The sequence below is a fragment of the Pseudoclavibacter chungangensis genome, from assembly GCF_013410545.1.
Taxonomy (GTDB): Bacteria; Actinomycetota; Actinomycetes; order Actinomycetales; family Microbacteriaceae; genus Pseudoclavibacter; species Pseudoclavibacter chungangensis.
In genome coordinates this window covers 1661982-1682635 of record NZ_JACCFV010000001.1, presented here as the reverse complement: position 1 = coordinate 1682635, position 20654 = coordinate 1661982, and the positions used below count along the sequence as shown (strand labels likewise).

Here is a 20654-nt window from a genome sequence, read left to right as displayed (position 1 = left end):
GTGCCGATCGATCACGACCTCCTCGTGCACGTCGAGACCTCACTCGCGCGTGCGCAGGACGGCGCGACCGTCCGCCGCTGGGCCCACCCCGATGCGATCTTCGTCGTGCCCGGATTCGTCCTGGGCCTCGACGACTACGCCGGTGCGCTCGACGTGTCGGAGGAGTGGGACCGGATCGAGGTCGAGCACGACCGCACCGTGCGAGTAGGCGACGACGCCGTCGCGGTCGTCTCGCGCTTCACGGGGCTGCGCGGTGATCGGGTCTATCGGGCCGACACGGTCTCGACCTACGTCGACACCGTGGAGGGCCCACGGCTCGTCACCCATCAGCACACGCCGGAATGGACCCCGGACGACGAGCCCCGTTGATCCGGTCCATGATTGAATACTGATCGAGCGGTCGGTATTCCACCCCGCCACGGGACGAAGGAGTTCACATGGCCGAGGCGTTGCTCGTGGGCGGGGTCCGCACCCCGGTCGGACGGTACGGGGGTGCGCTCGCGTCGGTCCGCCCCGATGATCTCGCGGCGATCGCGATCAGGGCCGCGGTCGAACGTGCGGGCGTGGCGCCGGAGCTCGTCGACGAGGTGGTGCTCGGCAATGCGAACGGGGCGGGTGAGGAGAACCGCAACGTCGCACGGATGGCGTGGCTGCTCGCGGGATACCCGCTGTCGGTGCCGGGCATCACGGTCAACCGGCTCTGTGCCTCGGGGATGTCCGCGATCGTCCTCGCCGCGCAGATGATCCGTGCGGGCGACGCGGACATCGTCGTGGCCGGCGGCGTCGAGTCGATGACGAGGGCGCCGTGGGTGACGGCCAAGCCCGAGGCCGCGTGGTCGAAACCGGGCCCGGCCTACGACACGTCGATCGGCTGGCGGTTCCCGAATCCGCGCTTCGTCGACGGTGCGCTGCGGCGCGAGGGCAAGATGACCTTCTCGATGCCCGAGACGGCGGAGGAACTCGCCCGCGTCGACGGCATCTCCCGGGCCGACTCGGACGCCTTCGCCGTGCGGTCGCACGAGCGCGCCCTCGCGGCGATCGCCGCGGGGCGCTTCGCGGACGAGATCGTGCCCGTCGAGGTGACCGGGCGCCGCGGCGCGGTCACGGTCGTGGACACGGACGAGGGACCCCGGCCCGGGACGACGACCGAGGTGCTCGCGAAGCTGCTCCCCGTCGTCGCCGGCGGCGACGTCGTGACGGCCGGAAACTCCTCGAGCCTGAACGACGGCGCCTCCGCCGTCGTCGTCGCGTCCGAGGACGCCGTCCGGCGCCACGGCCTCACGCCCCGGGCGAGGGTCGTCGCCGGCGGCGCGGCCGGGGTGGAGCCCGAGATCATGGGGATCGGTCCCGTTCCCGCGACGCGACGCGTGCTCGAGCGAGCGGGGCGACGGCTCGACGAGATCGGGGCCGTCGAGCTCAACGAGGCGTTCGCGAGCCAATCGCTCGCGACGATCCGCCGCCTCGGTCTCGATCCCGACATCGTGAACCGGGACGGCGGTGCGATCGCGCTCGGGCACCCGCTCGGCTCGTCCGGCTCTCGCATCACGATCACGCTGCTCGGACGCATGGAGCGCGAGGGGGCGGACCTCGGGCTCGCGACGATGTGCATCGGCGTCGGGCAGGGCGCCGCGCTGCTCGTGGAGCGCGTCTGATGGGCGGGGAACGGATCGACGGCGTGTTCGAGGAGTTCGAGCGCGTCCGCGTCGATGTCGCACCCGATCGCGTCGTCGCGACCCTCGACCACGCCGCGACGAAGAACGCGATCGACCAGCGGACGGTCGACGAACTGCACGCGCTGTGCGCGTGGCTCGAGCGTCGACCGCGCATCCTGATCCTTCGCGGCGCGAACGGCCTGTTCGCGTCGGGCGCCGACATCGCCCAGCTCCGCGAGCGCCGTCGCGACGACGCGCTCGCCGGCATCAACTCGTCGATCTTCGATCGCGTCGCGCGACTCCCGATGCCCGTCGTCGCGGCGGTCGAGGGCTATGCACTCGGGGGAGGGGCGGAGCTCGCGCTCGCCGCGGACTTCCGGCTCGCGTCGGACGATCTGCGCATCGGGAACCCGGAGGCAGGGCTCGGGATCATCGCCGCCGCGGGGGCGACCTGGCGGTTGCGCGAGCTCGTGGGTGAGCCGATCGCGAAGGAGATCCTCATGGCGGGGCGCGTCCTCGGCGCGCGGGAGGCACTCGATTGTCGGCTCGTGAGCGAGGTGCATCCCGCGGGCGAGCTCCTCGCCGCGGCGCACGCACTCGCCGACCGCATCGCGACGCAGGACCCGCTCGCGATCCGGCTCACGAAGGCGGTGTTCCATGCGCCGCGCGACGCACACCCGGTCGTCGACACGATCGCACAGGCGATCCTGTTCGAATCGGACGCGAAGTTCGATCGCATGCAGGCGTTCCTCGACCGACGTGCCGCGCGGGCGGACGGTGCCGCGCGGTCGGGCGCCCCGCGCGGCTCGGGCACCTCGGCGACGACGGGTGAGGCTGACGGCGAGCCCGGTGGGGGCAGAGCCGACGACGGGGTGCCGCGTGGTCGCGGCGACGGGAAGGACGAGGGATGAGTGCGGAACTGCCGGAACGGATCGGTGTCGTCGGCGGCGGGCGGATGGGTGCTGGGATCGCGCACGCCTTCCTCGTGGCCGGGTGCGAGGTCGTCGTCGCCGAACGCGACGCGGCCGCCGCCGAGGCGGCGCGCGAGCGCGTGATGGGATCGGTCGCGACCTCGACCGCGCGCGGTGCCGTGGACGAGACCGCCGAGGCCCTCTCGGCGCGACTTCGGACGGTCGACGCGCTCGACGAACTGTCCGACCGCGAGCTCGTCGTCGAGGCGGTCTTCGAGGACCTCCGCGTCAAGCTCGACACGCTCGTCGGCGTCGAGCGCGTCCTCGACGAGCGGGCCGTCCTCGCGTCGAACACGTCCTCGCTGAGCCTCACCGAGCTCGCGGCGGCGCTGCACCGCCCCGCGCGGTTCGTGGGGCTGCACTTCTTCAATCCCGTCCCCGCCTCGACGCTCGTCGAGGTCGTGCTCGCGCCGGAGACGGGGGAGGACGTCCGGTCCGCCGCGCCCGAGTGGGTGCGGGCGCTCGGGAAGACGCCGATCGTCGTCAACGACTCCCCGGGATTCGCGTCGAGTCGGTTGGGGGTCGCGATCGCGCTCGAGGCGATGCGCATGGTCGAGGAGGGCGTCGCGTCCGCGCAGGACATCGACCTGGCCATGGAGCTCGGCTACCGGCACCCCGCGGGTCCGCTGCGTACGACCGACATCGTGGGACTCGACGTGCGCCTCGGCATCGCGGAGTACCTGCACGAGACGCTCGGCGAGCGGTTCGCGCCCCCGGACGTGCTCCGTGAGAAGGTCGCGCGCGGGGAGCTCGGGCGCAAATCGGGAACGGGCTTCTACGACTGGTCGTGACGCGTCGTGGCTGCCGGTGCGCGGCGTCGTGAGCTAGCCTGATGCAATACCGACCGAAAGGTCGGGAATTCTCCGGGGTGCGACGACGCGCCCGACCGCGCGAGCGCGACGAGGAATCGAGAGAGACGGGAACCGATGACGCAGACCGACCAGACCGCGACGACCGAGGTGCCGTTCGTCCCGAGCTACGTGCTCGGGTCCTGGTGGACCCCACCGGCCGGTACCGCGGGTGCCACCGTGCTCGATGCCTCGACCGGCGACGTGGTCGCGAGCGTGTCCACCGAGGGGCTCGACCTCGCGGAGGTCGTCGGGTACGCGCGGACCGTCGGGCGCGCGGGCGTCCAACCGCTCACGTTCCACCAGCGGGCCCTCAAGCTCAAGGATCTCGCGATCCACCTGCAGGCGCACAAGACCGAGCTGTACGAGGTCTCGAACCGGACCGGTGCGACCCGGCGCGACAACCTCATCGACATCGACGGCGGGATCGGCGTCCTGTTCACGTACGGCTCGAAGGGCCGCCGGGAACTCCCGAACGCGACGGTCGAGATCGATGGTGCGGTCGAGCCGCTCTCGGCCGACGGCTCGTTCGTCGGCGAGCACGTGTACACGTCGCTCCCCGGGGTCGCGGTCGAGATCAACGCGTTCAACTTCCCCGTGTGGGGCATGCTCGAGAAGTTCGCGCCCGCGTTCCTCGCGGGGCTGCCCTCGATCGTGAAACCCGCGACGCCGACCGGATTCGTGACGGCGGCGTGCGTCCGCCTCATCGCGGACTCGGGGATCCTGCCCGAGGGGTCGATCCAGCTCGTCTCGGGTTCCGCACGCGACCTGCTCGACCACCTCGACTACCGCGACGCCGTCGCGTTCACGGGATCGGCGTCGACCGCCGACACGCTCCGGGCCCACCCGGCGGTCCGTGAGGGCGGCGTACGGTTCACGGCGGAGGCCGACTCGCTCAACGCCGCGATCCTCGGCCCCGACGCGGTCGACGGCACGCCGGAGTTCGAGGCGTTCGTGAAATCCGTCGTCACCGAGATCACGGCGAAGGCGGGCCAGAAGTGTACGGCGATCCGTCGCGTCATCGCGCCCGCACCGCTCGTGGGTGTTCTCGTCCGGGCCATCGCGGATCGCATCGAGGAGCGCGTCGCGCTCGGCGATCCCCGGAGCGAGGCGACGACGATGGGGCCGCTCGCGTCCCTCGATCAGCTCGCGGACGTCCGCCACGCGGTCGAGGACCTCGTCGCGGGAGGCGGCCGCATCGCGTACGGCTCGCTCGACGCGCCGGCCGGGCTCGCACCGGGAGGAGCGTTCATGTCGCCCGTCGTCCTGACCTTCGACGACGCCCGGGCCGAGATCGTGCACGAGCGCGAGGCGTTCGGCCCCGTCACGAGCGTCCTCGGCTACACGTCGCTCGACGACGCCGTCGAACTCGCCGCGCTCGGCGCCGGTTCGCTCGTCGCGACGGTCTGCAGCCACGACCCGGACGTCGCCCGCACGCTCCTGACGGGGATCGCGGGCCACCACGGTCGCGTGCTCCTGCTCGACCGGGACGACGCGAAGACCTCGACGGGCCACGGCTCACCAGTCCCGCACCTCGTGCACGGTGGCCCGGGCCGCGCCGGTGGCGGTGAGGAGCTCGGGGGCATCCGTGCCGTCCACCACTACATGCAGCGCACGGCCGTGCAGGGATCGCCCGATCTGCTGACGGCCGTCACGGGCGTCTGGCACCGTGGCGCGGCGCGCCGGATCGCGGGGGATCCCGCCTTCGGCGGCTCGCCCGACGTCGTCCACCCGTTCCGGCGCGCGCTCGACACGCTCCGCGTCGGCGACGCGTTCGTCTCGGGCCTCCGACGCGCGACGCGCGAGGAGATCCAGGCCTTCGCCGACACGACGGGCGACGTGTTCTATGCACACGTCGACGACGCCGCGGCCGAGGCGAACCCCTTCTTCCCGGGCGTCGTCGCGCACGGCTACCTCCTCGTGTCGTGGGCGGCCGGACTCTTCGTCGCGCCGGGTCGGAGTCCCGTGCTCGCGAACTCCGGCCTCGAGAACCTGCGCTTCGTCACGCCGATCGGCGTCGACGACGAGGTGCGCGTGGAACTCACCGCGAAGCGGATCACGCCGCGGGAGACCGACGACTACGGCGAGGTTCGCTGGGACGCCGTGCTCTACAACCAGCGCGACGAGGTGGTCGCGAACTACGACGTGCTCACGCTCGTCGCCGCCGACGAATCGCAGGCGCTCGGGGGATGATGGCCTCGGGCCGTTCCCTCGCGGCACCGGAGGGAGACCCATGCGCCTGCTCGTCGTCGACGACGATCGTCCGCTCGCCGACATCGTGCGGCGTGCCCTGACGAAGGACGGGCACGTCGTCGCGGTCGAACACGACGGCATCGCGGGGCTCGAGGCCGCGTCGAGCGGCGACTTCGACGCGATCGTGCTCGACCTCATGCTTCCCGGCCTGAGCGGTTTCCGGGTGGTCGCGGAACTGCGGCGCCGTGGCGTGTGGACACCCGTGCTCATGCTCACGGCGAAGGACGGCGAGTTCGACGAGGCCGAGGCGCTCGACTCGGGAGCGGACGACTACCTCACGAAGCCGTTCAGTCTTGTGGTGCTCGCCGCCCACCTGCGCGCGATCGCCCGGCGCGGTGCCGGAGAACGCTCCGGCGCGCTGCGCGTCGGCGATCTCGAACTCGATCCGCGCGGCCACGCGGTGCGCCGCGGAGGCACCCCCATCGAGCTCACGGCGACGGAATTCCGTCTCCTCGAGTTCCTCATGCGCCGGGCGGGCCGGGCGATCTCGAAGTCGGAGATCCTCGCCGGGGTCTGGGACGACGCGGCCGAGAACGCACCGAACCTCGTCGAGGTGTACATCGGGTACCTGCGCCGCAAGATCGACCAGCCGTTCGGGGCCCGCAGCATCACGACGCTGCGCGGGGTGGGCTACCGCTTCGAGCCGCCGTCGGGCGACGGATCCGACGGGGCGCACGGCAGGGTCACGACGAACGACGCGCCGCCCAGTTCCTGAGCGTCCTCGACGCGCACGGTCCCGCCGTGCGCCCGCACGAGCTCACCGACGATCGCGAGGCCGAGGCCGGCGCCGCCCGCCTCGCGCGTGCGGGCCTCGTCGAGTCGGACGAAGCGTTCGAAGATCCGGTCACGGTCCGCGGGCGCGATCCCCGCGCCGTCGTCCGACACCCGGACGACGACGTGGTCGCCGTCCGTGGCGCTCGCGAGCTGCACGGTCGCGTTCGCGTGTCGCGCGGCGTTGTCGACGAGATTCCGCAGGACCGTCGTCAGGCGACGGGTGTCGCCGCGAACGCGTGCGGGGGCCGGTCGCACGGCGACGTCGAGGCTTGTCGTCGCCCGGACGCGCGATGCCTCCCGTCGAAGCAGCTCGTCGAGATCGACCTCGTCGCGATCGAGCCGGAGCCCGCCGTCGGCAATGCTCGACAGGGTGAGGAGGTCGTCGACGAGGTCGCCGAGTCGCGCGGTCTGTTCCCGGAGGAGCGGACCGAGCCGCTCCCACTCACCGGGGTCGCGTTCGCCGAGTTCGACGGCGGCGCGCACGGTCGCGATGGGCGAGCGCAGTTCGTGTCCCGCATCGGACACGAACGCCCGCTGTGCGGCACGGCCGCGTTCGATGCGATCGAGCATGTCGTTCATCGTCTCCGCGAGGTCGTGCACCTCGTCGCGCGAGGTCGGGACGGTGACGCGGACGCCGAGTGACGCCGGATCGTCGCCGATCGCCGCGACCCGCCGTCGCATCGCCTCGACGTCACGGAGCGTGCGGGCGACGGCGAACCTGGTCGCGGCGGCTGCCGCGAGGACGAGGATGGGGACCGCGGCGGCGAGACTCGCGGCGAGCGTGTCGACCGATCGCGCCGCGGGGGCCTGGGAGACCGCGACGAGGACACAGAACCGTTCCCCGAGCACGGTCGTCGGCGCGATCGCGACGAGGTCGTCCGCCGGGGCGCCGGGCACCCACCAGGTGTCGACGCCGACGATCGCGAGGCCGCCCGGCCCGGCGTCCGCGTCGGCGAACGGTGCGTCACCCGGCACGGAGGCCGCCACCACCGTGCCGTGCTCGTCGACGACCTGCACACGGAAGCCGTCGGCGTAGGCGTGGGGGACGGAGACGACGGCGGGGCCGGTGACGCTCACGAGGGCGGCGACGCGCTGTGCCTCGGCGGCCGCCTCGTCGGCGAGCTGCGCCCTGAACACACGGTGCAGGATCGTCCCGAGCAGGAACACGCCGAGCAGGAGGGGAACGGTGACGACGACGGCCGTCAGGACGGAGAGCCTGCCGCGCAGGCCGATGCCGGGGCGTCGCCCATCGCTCATGTCCGTCCTCCGATTCCGGCCGTCGTCGGGTGCGTCGAGGGGCCGTTCCCCGAGCGTAGGACGTCCCGCCGCCGTGACGTCCCACGCCCGGCCGGTCACGCGGTACCGAGCGTCACCTGCACGTCCCGCGTCGTCGTCCCGTCCGAGACGGACAGGGTGACCGTGTCGCCGGGGGAGTGCTCACGGACGAACCCGATGAGCGCCTCGGCGCCCGTCACGTCACGGCCGTCGATCGCGAGGACGACGTCGCCCTTCTGCAGGCCCGCGGACGCCGCGGGACTGCCCGCGGTGACCGCACCGACGAGCGCACCCGCCCGCGCGCTGTCCGCGAGCCGGACGCCGCCGTCACCCACCTGGATCCCGAGTGAGGCGTGTGCGACCGAACCGGTCGTGACGAGTTGCTCGACGACGTTCCGGACCTGGTCCGAGGGGATCGCGAAGCCGATGCCGATGTTGCCGCTCGTGCTCGACTCGTCGGTGCCGCTCGTCGTCGACGGGAGGGACGCGATCGCCGAGTTGATGCCGATGAGGCGACCGGCTGCGTCGACGAGTGCGCCGCCGCTGTTCCCCGGGTTGAGCGCCGCCGAGGTCTGGATCGCGTTCGTGACGACGGCGTCGCCGGACGCCGAACTCGTCGTCACGGGCCGATCGAGGGCACTGACGACGCCCGTCGTGACACTGCCCGAGAGCCCGAGCGGGTTGCCGACGGCCATGACGTCGGCACCGACGGCGACGTCGGCCGAGTCGCCGACGGTGATCGGGGTGAGCTGCGCGGGCGGGTTCGAGACCTTGAGGACCGCGAGGTCCGTCGAGGCGTCCTCGCCGACGACCGTCACCGGCAGGATCGTGCCGTCGCTCAGCAGGACGGAGATGCCGTCCGCCGTCGCACCGGCGATCACGTGGTCGTTCGTCACGATGTGACCGCTCGAGTCCCAGACGACACCCGATCCCTCGGACACCCCCTCGCTCGTCGTCGCGCTCACCGAGACGACACTCGACGAGACGGCCTGCGCGACGGCCGACCAGTCGATCGAGGCGGCCGAGGCCTGCGCGACGACGGCGCTCGACGCCGCCGACGAGCCGTCGCCGGCCGATCCCCACTGCTGCAGCGCGAACGTGCCGCCGAGCGAGACGGTCGTCGCGAGCACGGTCGCGACGATCGCGCTCGGCCAGTGGATCGCGGAGCGACGGCGCCTCGTCGATGTGGCGGTGCCACCGTCCGGCTGCCATGCGGCCTCGGGGGCCGCGACAGGCCACGCGGCGGCCGGACCGGCGCCGTGGGGAGTCGCACCGGGCCCGGTTGCCTGGTCCACTCGGAACCGCTCCGAAGCCGCGGTGCCGAATGCGCCGGGCTCGGGGACGGAACCGTTCGCGTCGAACCGTGGGGGATATCCGTGACCCGCGAACCCGCCGTCGGGGTACCCGGTACCGCCGGAGCCGCCGCCCGGGTACCCGCCGCTCGCGGATCCCTGGCCCGGGTACGCTTGGCCCGCGTACCCGGTGGCGCCGACGGACGGGTCGCCGACCGACGGTTGCAGCGGCGTCGACGGTTGCAGCGGCGTCGACGGTTGCAGCGGCGTCGACGGTGCGGTGAACGTGCCGCTCGGTCCGTCGTACCGAGGGGCACCGAAGGCACGGAAGCCGTCCGCGGCGCCACCGCTCGGCGGAAGGTCCGGCAGCGGGGCGAACGGGTCGCTCGTGCGCGGGGTGAACGTGTCCGGGAACCGCGTCGGATCGTGGGGGCGGGAGCCGTCCTGGAGCGGCGGGACGGGGTGGGACGGACCGACCCCCGGCACGACCGCGGTGTCCCCGTCGTGCGACGCGACGGGCATCGCCGCCCCGACGACGAATCCGTCCTCGGTGCGCCAGGCGGGTGCCGGGCCCGGGCCGTTCGTCGGCGAGCCGGTTCCGGACCCGAAGGGAACGTCCGTGCCGTCCTCCCGGTGGACGTCCGGGGTCCCGGTGTCGTTGCTGTGGCTGCGCTCGCTCACGATTGCTCCTCGTGGTCCGAAGTGATGTTTCTCGACCACGAGGGTGCGCCGGGGGCGCTGAGGCGATGCTGAGGCGCTCAGCGCCGTCTCAGCGAACGGCGACGGCGGCAGCCGATGGGGTCACGCGGGGCGCGAACGCAGGCCGTCGAACGCGATGGCGACGACGCTGTCGGCGATCTCCTCGCGTCGGAGCGGGCCGTCGGGCCGGTACCACTCGATGATGGAGTTGATCATGCCGAACACGAGTCGCGTGACGACGCGCGGTTGCAGATCGCCGCGCAGGGCGCCCGCCTCGGCCGAGGCCTCCACGAGTGCCGCGACCTCGTGATCGAACGCACGTCGTCGGTCGAGCGCGCGGCGTTCGAGGGGCGTGTTGCCGCGCAGGCGGAGCAGCAGCGTGACGTTCGGCAACTCGTCGATGAGCACGCCGACCGTCGCGCGCAGCACGTACTCGAGCCGTTGGTCGACGGAACGCTCCTGGGCCGCGGGATGCGTGAGCACCCCCTCGAGTTCCAGCAGCGCACGATCGAGCGCGTGCTCGAGCAATTGCTCCTTGCCCGGGACGTGGTGGTAGATCGCGGACTTCGAGATGCCGAGCCGCTCGGCGAGCATGCCCATGCTCGTCGCGTCGTAGCCGTGCCGATTGAACAGGTCGACCGCGGCGGCGATGACCTGTTCCTGGTCGTAGCCGGGGCGGCCGCGCCGCTGGGGCACGGGGACGGCGTCGAGCGCGGAGGACGATGCGGGAGGCACGAGAGGGGATCCTAGCGCGAGGTGCCGCGCGCGTCCGGGGGACGCGTGCCCACGCCGCGCCCGCGCGCCCGCTCAGCCCGCATGATCGACGGGCCCTCGCAGATCGTGGAGTCGCTTCAGCTTGCCGGCGGACCGCTCGAGCGTCATGGGTTCGGCGACCGTCACGTTCACCGTCGAACCGATCCTGATCTTCACGCAACGGCGAAGCTCCTCGCTCGCGGCCGCCGCCGCCTCGGGCGTGCAGTCCTCGCGCCGTTCGATGACGACCGTGAGCTCGTCCATGCGTCCGGGGCGCGTGAGCTCCAGGTGATAGTGCGGGCTGAGGCCGGGGATCGCGAGCGCGATCTCCTCGATCTGCGACGGGAAGAGGTTGACGCCGCGCAGGATGATCATGTCGTCGGTGCGCGACTTGATCTTCGCCATGCGGCGCATCGCGGGGCGGGCCGTCCCGGGGAGGAGCTGCGAGAGGTCCTTCGTGCGATAGCGGATGATCGGCAGCGCCTCCTTCGTGAGCGAGGTGAACACGAGCTCGCCGGTCTCGCCGTCGTCGAGGACGCGCGTGAGGTCGTCGGGGTCGACGATCTCGGGGAGGAAGTGGTCCTCCCAGATCGTCGAGCCGTCCTGGTACTCGGCCGATTCGCCGGCGACGCCGGGACCCATGACCTCGCTCAGGCCGTAGATGTCGGAGGCGCGGAGGTCGAATCCGGCCTCGATCTCGCGCCGCATCTCGTTCGTCCACGGCTCGGCACCGAGCACGGCGACCTCGAGCGACGTCGCGCGCGGGTCGATGCCGCGGTGCCGCATCGCGTCGAGGATCGTCAGCAGGTACGTCGGTGTGCAGCAGATGACGCGCGGCCGGAAGTCCTCGATGAGCTGGATCTGCTTGTCGGTCTGTCCACCCGACATCGGGACGACGGTGCAGCCGAGCTTCTCGATGCCCGCGTGCGCGCCGAGTCCACCCGTGAACAGTCCGTAGCCGTAGGCGTTCTGCACGAGGTCGCCCGGCCGGGTGCCCGAGATGCGGAAGCTGCGGGCGACGACGGTCGCCCAGTTGTCGAGGTCGCCGCGCGTGTACCCGACGACGGTCGGGAGCCCCGTCGTCCCCGACGACGCGTGGATGCGGGGAACGCGGTCCATGGGGACGGCGAACATCCCGAACGGGTAGTTCTCGCGCAGGTCGTCCTTCGTCGTGTAGGGGAACTTCCGCAGGTCGGCGAGCTCGACGAGGTCGTCGGGGTGGACGCCGTGCTCGTCGAATCGGCGCCGGCAGAAGGGGACGTTCTCGTACGCGTGGCGGAGCGTCCACCGGAGGCGCTCGAGCTGGAGCGCCTCGAGCTCGTCGCGGCTCATGCGCTCCTCGGGATCGAGTTGCGTGTTCTCGGTTGTCTGGGTCAGCACGGTGCGGTCAGCTTTCTCGAGTGCGAAAACCCTGCCGGCCTCAGCGCCGGTCGGGGACGGTGCGGCTCCGGCCGCGGATGATGGCGATGGGGGTCGCGTCCTCGTCGTCGTCCCCCTGCGCGAAGACCTCGATGTCGTAGACACCGGAGCGGCCCTCGTGCACGGCGTGCGCCCGCGCGGTGAGGGTCTGTCCCTCGTACGCGGGTCGCAGGAAGTTCACGTCCACCCCCTGCGCGACCGTGATGCTGCCCGTCTCGTCGGGGTCGTTGCACGCGATCGCGAACGCGGTGTCGGCGAAGGCGAACACGAATCCGCCCTGGACCGTGCCGAAGCCGTTGAGCATCTCGGGGCGCACGCGCATGCGGATCTCCGCGTGCCCCCGTTCGGCACGGACGATGTGGGTCCCCATCCACTCGGCCGAGCGGTCGCCGTCGAGCACGCGATGCTGCGCGCCCACGGGATCGCTCGTGGTCGGGGACGCCTCCCGGAGGGGGCGCGGGCCGGAGACCATGCTGCTCTCTCCTCGTCGCCGTCGACGCGGACGATTTACCGACCGCTCATGCAGAAAATCGTAATCGACCGGGAAAGTCAAGTGGGTGGGGCGGGGGAGTCCCAGGCTTCTCTCCGGAATCGGCTTGCCGAGATCACCTTCCCCACATAAACTGACCGGAAGGTCGGTTATTCCGTCCGGACGTGGACGTCGCCCAGCGTCGGGCACGTCGGTCGGAGCGACGGCGCCCCGGCCCGCCGCACACGACTCGCGCCGATGACCGAAGGAGCGAACCACTATGAGCGACACCGTCAGGAACCTGCAACAGACCGTCGACGACGTCTTCGACACGGACGCCGCCCAGGCGTACTTCGACGCGATCATCGGCGACGACTCGCGGATCGAGCCGCGGGACTGGATGCCCGACGCCTACCGCAAGACCCTCACGCGGCAGGTGTCGCAGCACGCGCACTCCGAGATCATCGGCATGCAGCCCGAGGCGAACTGGATCACGAGGGCACCCTCGCTCAAGCGCAAGGCGATCCTCATGGCGAAGGTGCAGGACGAGGCGGGCCACGGCCTGTACCTCTACTCGGCGGCCGAGACGCTCGGCACGCCACGTGACGTGCTGCTCGAGCAGCTGCACACGGGCAAGGCGAAGTACTCGTCGATCTTCAACTACCCCGCGCGCTCGTGGGCCGACATGGGCGCGATCGGTTGGCTCGTCGACGGTGCCGCGATCTGCAACCAGGTGCCGCTGTGCCGCGCCTCGTACGGGCCGTACGGCCGGGCGATGGTGCGCATCTGCAAGGAGGAGTCGTTCCACCAGCGCCAGGGCTGGGAGATCCTGTACGAGCTGAGCCACGGGACACCCGCACAGAAGCGCATGGCCCAGGACGCGGTGAACCGCTTCTACGGCCCGGCCCTGCAGATGTTCGGGCCGCCCGACGACGCGTCGCCGAACTCGCAGCAGTCGATGGCGTGGAACATCAAGCGCTTCTCGAACGACGAACTCCGTCAGCGCTTCGTCGACATGATCGTGCCGCAGGCCGAGGCGCTCGAGCTCACCCTTCCCGACCCCGACCTCGCCTGGAACGAGGAGCGCGGCCACTACGACTACGGCGAGCTCGACTGGGACGAGTTCTTCGGCGTGATCAAGGGCAACGGCCCGTGCAACGCCCAGCGGCTCGCGCGGCGCGTCGAGGCACACGAGAACGGTGCGTGGGTGCGCGAGGCCGCGCGCGAGTACGCACGCAAACAGCAGGCCGCGACGGCCGAGACCGCGGCCGTCGCCTGAATCCGACCGACCGCACGGAGACCACCGACATGACCGATCAGCATCCCGTCCGGGCCGCGGACGACGTCTGGCGCCTGTGGGAGGTGTTCGTCCGTTCGTCGCGGGGCCTCAGCCACGTCCACGCGGGCTCGCTCCACGCGCCCGACGCCGAGATGGCCCTTCGCAACGCACGTGACCTCTACACGCGCCGCAACGAGGGCGTCTCGATCTGGGTCGTGCCCGCGGCCGACATCACGGCGTCCGACCCCGACCACAAGGGCGCGTTCTTCGAGTCGGCACAGGGCAAGGCCTACCGGCACGCGACGTACTACACGAAGAGCGAGGGGGTGAAACACCTGTGAGCGTTCAGGGATTCGACTCCGCGACCCGCATCTCGGCCGGCTCGGCGCTCATCGCCGAGGAGATCGCCGCCCGCGGGGACACCGTCCCCCGCCCGAGCGAGGACGTCGGCGCGTATGCACTGCGGCTGGGTGACGACTCGCTCGTGCTGGCCCAGCGTCTCGCGTGGTGGATCTCGCGCGGCCCCGAGATCGAGGAGGACATCGCGCTCGGCAACATCGCACTCGACACGCTCGGGCACGCCCGCGTCCTGCTCACCTACGCGGGCTCCGCGTGGGGGCGGAGCGAGGACGAGCTCGCGTACTTCCGCGACGAGGACGAGTTCCGCTGCGTGCACCTCGTCCAGCTCGAGAACGGCGACTTCGGGCGCACGATCGCGCGGCAGCTCGTGTGGAGCGCGTACGCGTTCGAGCTCTACGTGCGGCTGTGCGACTCGGCCGACGAGACGCTCGCCGCGATCGCCGCGAAGGCGGTCAAGGAGGTCGACTACCACCTCGACCACGCGACGCAGTGGACCCTCCGGCTCGGGATCGGCACCGAGGAGTCGAACCGGCGCATGCAGGCGGGTCTCGAGGACGTGTGGCCGTACGTCGACGAGCTGTTCGAGGACGAGGAGCTGCACGACCGGCTCGACGGGATCGCCGTCCGCCCCTCCACACTGCGGGCGCCCGCGATGGAGCGCGTGACGTCGGTCATCGGTGAGGCCGGCCTCGAGGTGCCCTCGGTCGCGCAGGCGCGCACCGGGGGCCGACGGGGCGAGCATCGCGAGCAGCTCGGCTATCTGCTCGCCGAGATGCAGGTGCTCGCGCGCAAGCACCCCGGGGCGAGCTGGTGACCGCCGTGGCAGCCCGCCCGGCCCCGGCCCGAGCCGTGCGCCCGGAGAACGCCGCCGACGCGGCGGTGTGGGACGTCGCGGCGACCGTCAACGACCCCGAGATCCCCGTGCTCTCGATCGCCGACCTCGGCATCCTGCGCGGCGCGGAGGCCGTCGGTGCACACGGCGCGCGCGTCACCATCACGCCGACCTACTCGGGGTGCCCCGCGATGGGCACGATCGAGGTCGACCTCGAACGGGCGCTCGCGGCGGCCGGCTTCGTCGACGTCCGCGTCGAGCTGTGTCTCGCCCCCGCCTGGACGACGGACTGGATGACCGACGTCGGCCGAGCCACGCTCGAGGAGTACGGCATCGCGCCACCGAGCGGCACGGCCGCCGTGGGCGCGAACCGCGGACCCGTGCGCGTGCGGTTGAGCGTGCGGTGTCCGCGCTGCGGCTCGCTCGCGACCCGCGAGATGAGCCGCTTCGGCTCGACCTCGTGCAAGGCCCTCTACTCGTGCTCCGACTGCCAGGAGCCGTTCGACTACTTCAAGGTGCTCTAGTGATCGACACGACGCTCGACGGAACCGGCGACGGCGCCGGTCCGACGACGAGGCGGCGCGCCGCCTTCCACCCGCTGACCGTCCGCGATGTGCGTCGCCTCACCGACGCCGCGATCGAGGTCACGTTCGACGTGCCCGACGCGCTGCAGGACGAGTACGACTACGTCGCGGGGCAGTACATCGCGCTGCGGACCGAACTCGACGGCCAGCAGGTCCGTCGCAGCTACTCGATCTGCGCCGAGCCGCGGCCGGGCGAGATCCGCATCGCGATCAAGCGCGACCTCGGTGGGCTCTTCTCGAACTGGGCGAACGACGAGCTCGCCCCCGGTCACGTCATCGAGGTCATGAACCCCCAGGGCGCGTTCGTGTCGAAGCATCGCCTGACGAGCCTCAACAGCCCGGGCGTCCTCAGTGAGGAGCTCGTGGCGCGCGGTGAGCGGCACTTCGTCGGTGTCGCCGCGGGCTCCGGCATCACCCCGGTCATCGCGATCGCGCGGTCCGTCCTCGCGAACGAGGACACGACGATGGATCTCGTCTACGCGAACCGCGCGGCGTCCGACGTCATGTTCCTCGAGGATCTCGCCGACCTCAAGGACCGTTACCCGAGCCGGCTCGCGCTCCATCACGTGCTCTCGCGCGAACAGCGCATCTCACCGATGCACTCGGGACGCGTCGACGCGGAGAAGCTCGGCATGCTCCTCGAACACGTCATCCGGGTCGGACAGGTCGACGAGTGGTTCCTGTGCGGACCGTTCGAACTCGTCCAGCTCGTCCGCGACGAGCTGGCGGCCCGAGACGTCGACAGCGATCGCGTCCGCTTCGAGCTCTTCTCGACGGGGCAGCCGGGCGAGGGCGCGCAGCGCTCGACCGGCCGGCCCGTCGTGAGCGACCCCGAGGGCGACAACGTCGAGATCGACTTCGTGCTCGACGGATTGAGCGGACAGGTCACGAGCCCACGAAGCGCGCGGGAGACGATCCTCAACGCCGCCCTCCGCGTGCGCCCCGACGTGCCCTTCGCGTGCGCGGGTGGCGTCTGCGGGACGTGCCGCGCGAAGGTCACCGCGGGCACGGTCGAGATGGCCGAGAACTACGCGCTCGAGGCGGACGACGTCGAACGCGGTTACGTGCTCACGTGCCAGTCCCGACCCACGAGCGACGCCGTGACCGTCGACTTCGACGTGTGAGCCGATCGTGATCGAACTCGAGATCTCCGGCGACGTCGCCGAGGTCGTCCTCGATGCTCCCGCACGCCGGAACGCCCTGGGCGGCGACGATCTCGTCGCGCTCGACGCCGCGTACGAGCGGGCCGAGCGGGCGGGCGTCCGCGCGCTCCTGCTGCGCGGCGAGGGCAAGGCGTTCTGTGCCGGGCGCGACATCTCCGGCGTCGATCCGGCGACGGACGACGTCGACGACTACCTCGACGTGCGGCTCGCGGGGCTCCTGCGCAGGATGAGCGCCTTCCCCGCGCCGACGTTCGCCGCCGTCCACGGCGCGTGCCTCGGTGTGGGCCTCGGGCTCGCGATCGCGAGTGACGTGGTCTACGTCGCACAGGGCGCGCGCATCGGCTCACCGTTCGCGGCGCTCGGCGCGACGCTCGACTCCGGTGGGCACGCGCTGTTCGTCGAGCGCCTCGGCGCGCATCGCACGCTCGATCTCGTGTTCACGGGGGAACTCATGACGGGCGAGGACGCCGTCCGACAGGGACTCTTCAGCAGAGCGGTGCCGGACGAGCAGCTCCTCGCCTTCACCCGTGAACGGGTGGAACGCGTCGCGAACGGTCCGACCGAGGCGTTCAATGCCTCGAAACGGCTCGTCGCCCAGGTCCGCGACGAGCGCGTCGGGCTGTGGACCTCGATCGCCGCGGAGAACCGCGCACAGGCGGCGCTCGCGGCGACCCCGGACTACGTCGAGGGTTTCGCCGCGTTCCGCGAGAAGCGCTCCCCGACGTTCCGGGGCGCGCGCGCCCACGACTGAACCGGCCGCCGCCGCGCGCGCGCCCGCGCGTTCAGAGCGCGACGCGGACGCGGAGCTCGACCGTGCGGTCGAGCGGCAGGTGATAGTGCTGCGCGGGTGAGCTCGCGATCCGCGTGAGGGCGACGAACAGCCGCGCGCGCAGGGCACGCGGTGCCCAGCCGCGCGGCGCCACGATGCGCGTGCGCGAGAGCACGTACTCGGCGTTCGCGAGGTCACCCGTCTCGACCGCGAGGCGCGGCCCACCGTGGCACAGTGCCTCGGGCACGTCGTGCGTGTCCATGAATCCGAAGCGGATCGTGACGCGTTCGATGCCCGGCACGTTCGGTTCGAGGTCCTCGACGCGCACCCGTCGTTCGGGGGCGACGTGGGGGACGTCGACCGTCGCGACGCGGGCGATGACCGTTCGCTCGTGCAGGACGCCGTTCAGTTCGAGATTGAGGCGCAGAGCGAGCGGCGCGGTCCGCGTCGAGGCGTGCGGGAAGACGACCGTCCCCGGCGCCCGACGGGGCGGCTCGTCGCGGAGCCCGCCGAGGAGCTCGTCGAGCGTTCCCTCGGCCGCCCGGCGCCGCACGCCGATCACGGCGCGACCGTGACGCCAGGTCGTCATGACCGTGAGGAGCACGATGCCGATGAGGACGGGCAGCCAGCCGCCGTTGAGGATCTTCGCGAGGTTCGCGAGCAGGAACGTCAACTCGAAGACCGACAGGACCGCGACCGTCACGACGAGCGTCCAGCGCGGCCATCCCCACACGCGGCGCGCGAACACGACGAACAGCATCGTCGTGATGACGAAGGTCGTCGTGACCGCGAGACCGTACGCGGAGGCGAGGCTCGTGGAGCTGCGGAACACGAGGACGACCGTGATGACCGCGGCGAAGAGCACCCAGTTGACGGCGGGCATGTAGATCTGACCCGACGTGAGCGACGACGTGCGACGGATCGTCATGGGGGGCAGGTAGCCGAGACGCATCGCCTGCTTCGCGACGGAGAACGACCCCGTGATGACCGATTGCGAGGCGATGATCGTCGCGACGATGGACAGGATCGTGACGGGCAGGGTCGCCCACGCGGGGGCGAGCAGGAAGAAGGGATTCGCGACCGCCTCGGGGTGCGTGAGGATGAGCGCGCCCTGCCCGAGATAGTTGACGAGGAGCGCGGGGAGCACGACGAACAGCCAGGCGTGCTGGATCGGCCGCCGGCCGAAGTGGCCGATGTCGGCGTACAACGCTTCGGCACCCGTCACGACGAGCACGACCGCACCCATCGCGACGAGCGCGATGAGCGGCTCCGCGACGAGGAAGCGGATGCCAGGGACGGGGAGCAGCGCGACGAGCACCTCGGGCCTCGCGATGATGTGCGGTAGACCGAGCGCCGCGATCACGACGAACCAGAGCAGCATGACGGGGCCGAAGACGCGACCGACACGTCCCGAACCGAAGCGCTGCACCGCGAACAGCACGACGAGGATCCCGATCGCGACCGGCACGACGAGATCGGGGAGGGACGGCACGGCGACCCGGAGCCCCTCGACCGCGGACATGACCGAGATCGCCGGGGTGATGACGCTGTCACCGAAGAAGAAGCACGAACCGATGATGCCGGCGATCGTGACCGCGGCGGCCGCTTTCGGGAGCTTCCCGGCGGTGAGGTTGCGGGACAGGAGGGTCGCGAGCGACAGGATGCCGCCCTCGCCGTTGTGGTCCGCGCGGAGCACGAAGGCGACGTACTTGATCGTGACCACCACGATGAGCGCCCAGACGACGAGCGAGATGATGCCCGTCACGTGCTCGTGCGAGGGTCGCACCGCGTTGTGGTCCGCCGAGAACAGCGTCTGCATCGCATAGAGCGGGCTCGTCCCGATGTCGCCGAACACGACACCGAGCGCACCGACGAGGAGGAGCGACGCGCGAGGGGGTCGGCGTGCGGCGGTCGAGGTCCCACCCGCGTCGGCGCGGGGGGTTCGATTCGATGCGGAATCCACGTCGGCGATCGTAGACCCGGCGGCCGCACAGTGCACGACGGGCCCTCGCCCCGCGGCTCGTGGAGCCGTGCGTCCCGCGCGTTCGCACCGCGGCTCGCGTAGCGTTGGTCGTCGGAGCAGAGGAGGCGACGTGCTGGGAACGATGCGCGCGAGGCTTCGGGTGCTCGGGGGCTCGGCGCGCGCGCAGTTGCCGGCGCTCGTCATCACGCTCATCATCGCGGTCGTCGGCCCGCTCTTCGTCGCGTCGTACAGTCTCGCGATGGCGAACCCGACGCCCCACGGCGTCCCCGTCGCCACGGTCGGCCCCGATGATCGCGTGCAGCTCGCGACCGGCGTCCTCGACGCCGACGGGGCCGAGATGTTCCGACTCGACCGTTTCGACGACACGGCGGACGCGATCGACGCGCTCGCTCGCGTCGACGTCTACGCGGTGATCGACCTGTCGACGACGCCCGCCACGCTCACGGTCTCGAGCGCGGCCGGCGTCTCGGTCGCCCGCGTCGTCGAACAGTACGTGCCGGGGCTCGAGACGGCGCTGGGGGAGCAGGTCACGATCGTCGACGCGCACCCGCTCGCACCCCGTGACCCGGACGGGCTCGCACTGTTCTACCTCGCGCTCGGTGCCACGATCCTCGGATTCGTCGGTGCCATCCAGACGCGCGTGAACGCGCCCGGGCTGACCCTGCGCGGGGAGATCACGTGGGACGTGATCCGCTCGGCCGTCGTCGCGCTCCTCATGACGCTCGTGATCGGCCCGTTCCTCGGGATCGAGCAGTTCCCCGTCCTCCTCGTCTGGCCCGTGCTCGCGATGAACATGCTCGCGGCCGCGCTCGTCTACAGCTTCTGGCGGGTCTCGATCGGGGGACGCTGGGCGCTCCTGCCGACCTGGATCATGTTCGTCGTCATCGCGAACCCCTCATCGGGTGGCGCCGTCGCGCCCGAACTCCTGCCCCCGTTCTACGAGATCATGGGGCGCTGGCTGCCGACGGGCGCGACCGTGCGGATCGTCCGCGACGTGACCTACTTCCCGGGCGTCATGCCGCTCGAGCCCCTGCTCGTGCTCGCCGCGTGGTGCATCGTCTCCCTGCTCGCATTCACGATCGTGCGCTTTCATCGGCAGGGCGCCGGGCCGGCCCCGACCGCGAGGCCCGCCGCCTCGAGCGCATCCTCGGCGCCGGCCGACGACGTGCCGGACCCGGGCGACGTCCGCGTCGAGGACGCGGCGACCGCGGGCCCGGATCCGGATTCCGCGGTGCCACCGAAGAACGGTCGGAACGAGACGAACGAGGGGTGATGACC

At 71.6% G+C, this 20654-nt stretch carries 19 protein-coding genes; 13 read left to right on the top strand and 6 right to left on the bottom strand.

Going from position 1 to position 20654, the window contains the following annotated elements; all coding sequences use genetic code 11:
• From HNR16_RS07605 to HNR16_RS07580, 6 genes are all read left to right on the top strand, one after another.
• Entirely contained in the window at positions 1–369 is a 369-nt protein-coding gene (locus HNR16_RS07605) for a hypothetical protein (RefSeq protein WP_158039637.1), read from the top strand.
• Positions 370–437: 68 nt separating this feature from the next.
• Positions 438–1652, top strand: coding sequence for a thiolase family protein (locus HNR16_RS07600; protein ID WP_158039638.1), 1215 nt, complete (start codon positions 438–440; stop codon positions 1650–1652).
• Positions 1652–2563, top strand: coding sequence for an enoyl-CoA hydratase/isomerase family protein (locus tag HNR16_RS07595; protein WP_158039639.1), 912 nt, complete (start codon positions 1652–1654; stop codon positions 2561–2563). Before HNR16_RS07600 ends, HNR16_RS07595 begins: the two co-directional genes overlap by 1 nt.
• Positions 2560–3414: a 3-hydroxyacyl-CoA dehydrogenase family protein gene (locus HNR16_RS07590; RefSeq protein WP_158039640.1), complete on the top strand. Its 855-nt coding sequence runs from the start codon at positions 2560–2562 to the stop codon at positions 3412–3414. The genes HNR16_RS07595 and HNR16_RS07590 overlap by 4 nt, the downstream gene beginning before the upstream one ends.
• Positions 3415–3549: 135 nt before the next feature.
• Positions 3550–5664, top strand: coding sequence for a phenylacetic acid degradation bifunctional protein PaaZ (paaZ, locus tag HNR16_RS07585; protein WP_158039641.1), 2115 nt, complete (start codon positions 3550–3552; stop codon positions 5662–5664).
• 40 nt (positions 5665–5704) lie between these two features.
• Positions 5705–6439 (top strand): response regulator transcription factor, encoded by a 735-nt coding sequence (locus HNR16_RS07580; RefSeq protein ID WP_158039642.1) that lies wholly within the window; start codon positions 5705–5707, stop codon positions 6437–6439.
• Here HNR16_RS07580 and HNR16_RS07575 read toward each other — a convergent pair.
• From HNR16_RS07575 to HNR16_RS07555, 5 genes are all read right to left on the bottom strand, one after another.
• Positions 6355–7755 (bottom strand): sensor histidine kinase, encoded by a 1401-nt coding sequence (locus HNR16_RS07575; RefSeq protein ID WP_158039643.1) that lies wholly within the window; start codon positions 7753–7755, stop codon positions 6355–6357. The two genes, HNR16_RS07580 and HNR16_RS07575, sit on opposite strands and share 85 nt — an antisense overlap.
• A gap of 95 nt (positions 7756–7850) precedes the next feature.
• On the bottom strand, positions 7851–9746 hold the full coding sequence (locus HNR16_RS07570) for a S1C family serine protease (RefSeq protein ID WP_158039644.1): 1896 nt from the start codon (positions 9744–9746) through the stop codon (positions 7851–7853).
• Between the two features lie 120 nt (positions 9747–9866).
• The gene (locus tag HNR16_RS07565; protein ID WP_225737767.1) at positions 9867–10499 is read right to left on the bottom strand and encodes a TetR/AcrR family transcriptional regulator; all 633 of its coding nucleotides are present in this window, start codon (positions 10497–10499) and stop codon (positions 9867–9869) included.
• A gap of 72 nt (positions 10500–10571) precedes the next feature.
• The gene (gene paaK / locus HNR16_RS07560; RefSeq protein WP_158039714.1) at positions 10572–11849 is read right to left on the bottom strand and encodes a phenylacetate--CoA ligase PaaK; all 1278 of its coding nucleotides are present in this window, start codon (positions 11847–11849) and stop codon (positions 10572–10574) included.
• A gap of 88 nt (positions 11850–11937) precedes the next feature.
• Positions 11938–12408: a PaaI family thioesterase gene (locus tag HNR16_RS07555; RefSeq protein WP_158039645.1), complete on the bottom strand. Its 471-nt coding sequence runs from the start codon at positions 12406–12408 to the stop codon at positions 11938–11940.
• 277 nt (positions 12409–12685) lie between these two features.
• On the opposite strand from HNR16_RS07555, the gene paaA reads away from it, so the two are divergent.
• The 6 genes from paaA to HNR16_RS07525 are packed head-to-tail and all read left to right on the top strand — an operon-like array spanning position 12686 to position 17374.
• On the top strand, positions 12686–13684 hold the full coding sequence (gene paaA, locus HNR16_RS07550) for a 1,2-phenylacetyl-CoA epoxidase subunit PaaA (RefSeq protein WP_158039646.1): 999 nt from the start codon (positions 12686–12688) through the stop codon (positions 13682–13684).
• Between the two features lie 29 nt (positions 13685–13713).
• Positions 13714–14025 carry a 1,2-phenylacetyl-CoA epoxidase subunit PaaB gene (paaB, locus tag HNR16_RS07545; protein ID WP_158039647.1) on the top strand — a complete coding sequence of 104 codons (312 nt, stop codon included), beginning with the start codon at positions 13714–13716 and terminating at the stop codon, positions 14023–14025.
• A complete protein-coding gene (gene paaC / locus HNR16_RS07540) occupies positions 14022–14858 on the top strand; it encodes a 1,2-phenylacetyl-CoA epoxidase subunit PaaC (protein WP_158039648.1) in 837 nt (278 codons plus the stop codon). Before paaB ends, paaC begins: the two co-directional genes overlap by 4 nt.
• Before the next feature lie 5 nt (positions 14859–14863).
• Positions 14864–15400 (top strand): 1,2-phenylacetyl-CoA epoxidase subunit PaaD, encoded by a 537-nt coding sequence (gene paaD / locus HNR16_RS07535; protein ID WP_225737768.1) that lies wholly within the window; start codon positions 14864–14866, stop codon positions 15398–15400.
• A 2-nt stretch (positions 15401–15402) separates the two neighbouring features.
• Positions 15403–16584 carry a 1,2-phenylacetyl-CoA epoxidase subunit PaaE gene (gene paaE / locus HNR16_RS07530; RefSeq protein WP_158039715.1) on the top strand — a complete coding sequence of 394 codons (1182 nt, stop codon included), beginning with the start codon at positions 15403–15405 and terminating at the stop codon, positions 16582–16584.
• A 7-nt stretch (positions 16585–16591) separates the two neighbouring features.
• Entirely contained in the window at positions 16592–17374 is a 783-nt protein-coding gene (locus tag HNR16_RS07525) for an enoyl-CoA hydratase/isomerase family protein (protein WP_158039650.1), read from the top strand.
• A gap of 31 nt (positions 17375–17405) precedes the next feature.
• Here HNR16_RS07525 and HNR16_RS07520 read toward each other — a convergent pair whose 3' ends face one another.
• A complete protein-coding gene (locus tag HNR16_RS07520; RefSeq protein ID WP_225737770.1) occupies positions 17406–19355 on the bottom strand; it encodes a potassium transporter Kup in 1950 nt (649 codons plus the stop codon).
• A 130-nt stretch (positions 19356–19485) separates the two neighbouring features.
• Here HNR16_RS07520 and HNR16_RS07515 point away from each other — a divergent pair, with 130 nt between their 5' ends.
• On the top strand, positions 19486–20649 hold the full coding sequence (locus HNR16_RS07515; protein WP_158039652.1) for an ABC-2 transporter permease: 1164 nt from the start codon (positions 19486–19488) through the stop codon (positions 20647–20649).
• Positions 20650–20654: the final 5 nt, after the last annotated feature.

Bases quoted from the DNA above. Each gene is read 5' to 3' on its own strand.
- HNR16_RS07600 (WP_158039638.1), top strand. From the start codon at position 438: ATGGCCGAGGCGTTGCTCGTGGGCGGGGTCCGCACCCCGGTCGGACGG.
- HNR16_RS07595 (WP_158039639.1), top strand. From the start codon at position 1,652: ATGGGCGGGGAACGGATCGACGGCGTGTTCGAGGAGTTCGAGCGCGTC.
- HNR16_RS07590 (WP_158039640.1), top strand. From the start codon at position 2,560: ATGAGTGCGGAACTGCCGGAACGGATCGGTGTCGTCGGCGGCGGGCGG.
- paaZ (WP_158039641.1), top strand. From the start codon at position 3,550: ATGACGCAGACCGACCAGACCGCGACGACCGAGGTGCCGTTCGTCCCG.
- HNR16_RS07580 (WP_158039642.1), top strand. From the start codon at position 5,705: ATGCGCCTGCTCGTCGTCGACGACGATCGTCCGCTCGCCGACATCGTG.
- HNR16_RS07575 (WP_158039643.1), bottom strand. From the start codon at position 7,755: ATGAGCGATGGGCGACGCCCCGGCATCGGCCTGCGCGGCAGGCTCTCC.
- paaK (WP_158039714.1), bottom strand. From the start codon at position 11,849: ATGAGCCGCGACGAGCTCGAGGCGCTCCAGCTCGAGCGCCTCCGGTGG.
- HNR16_RS07555 (WP_158039645.1), bottom strand. From the start codon at position 12,408: ATGGTCTCCGGCCCGCGCCCCCTCCGGGAGGCGTCCCCGACCACGAGC.
- paaA (WP_158039646.1), top strand. From the start codon at position 12,686: ATGAGCGACACCGTCAGGAACCTGCAACAGACCGTCGACGACGTCTTC.
- paaB (WP_158039647.1), top strand. From the start codon at position 13,714: ATGACCGATCAGCATCCCGTCCGGGCCGCGGACGACGTCTGGCGCCTG.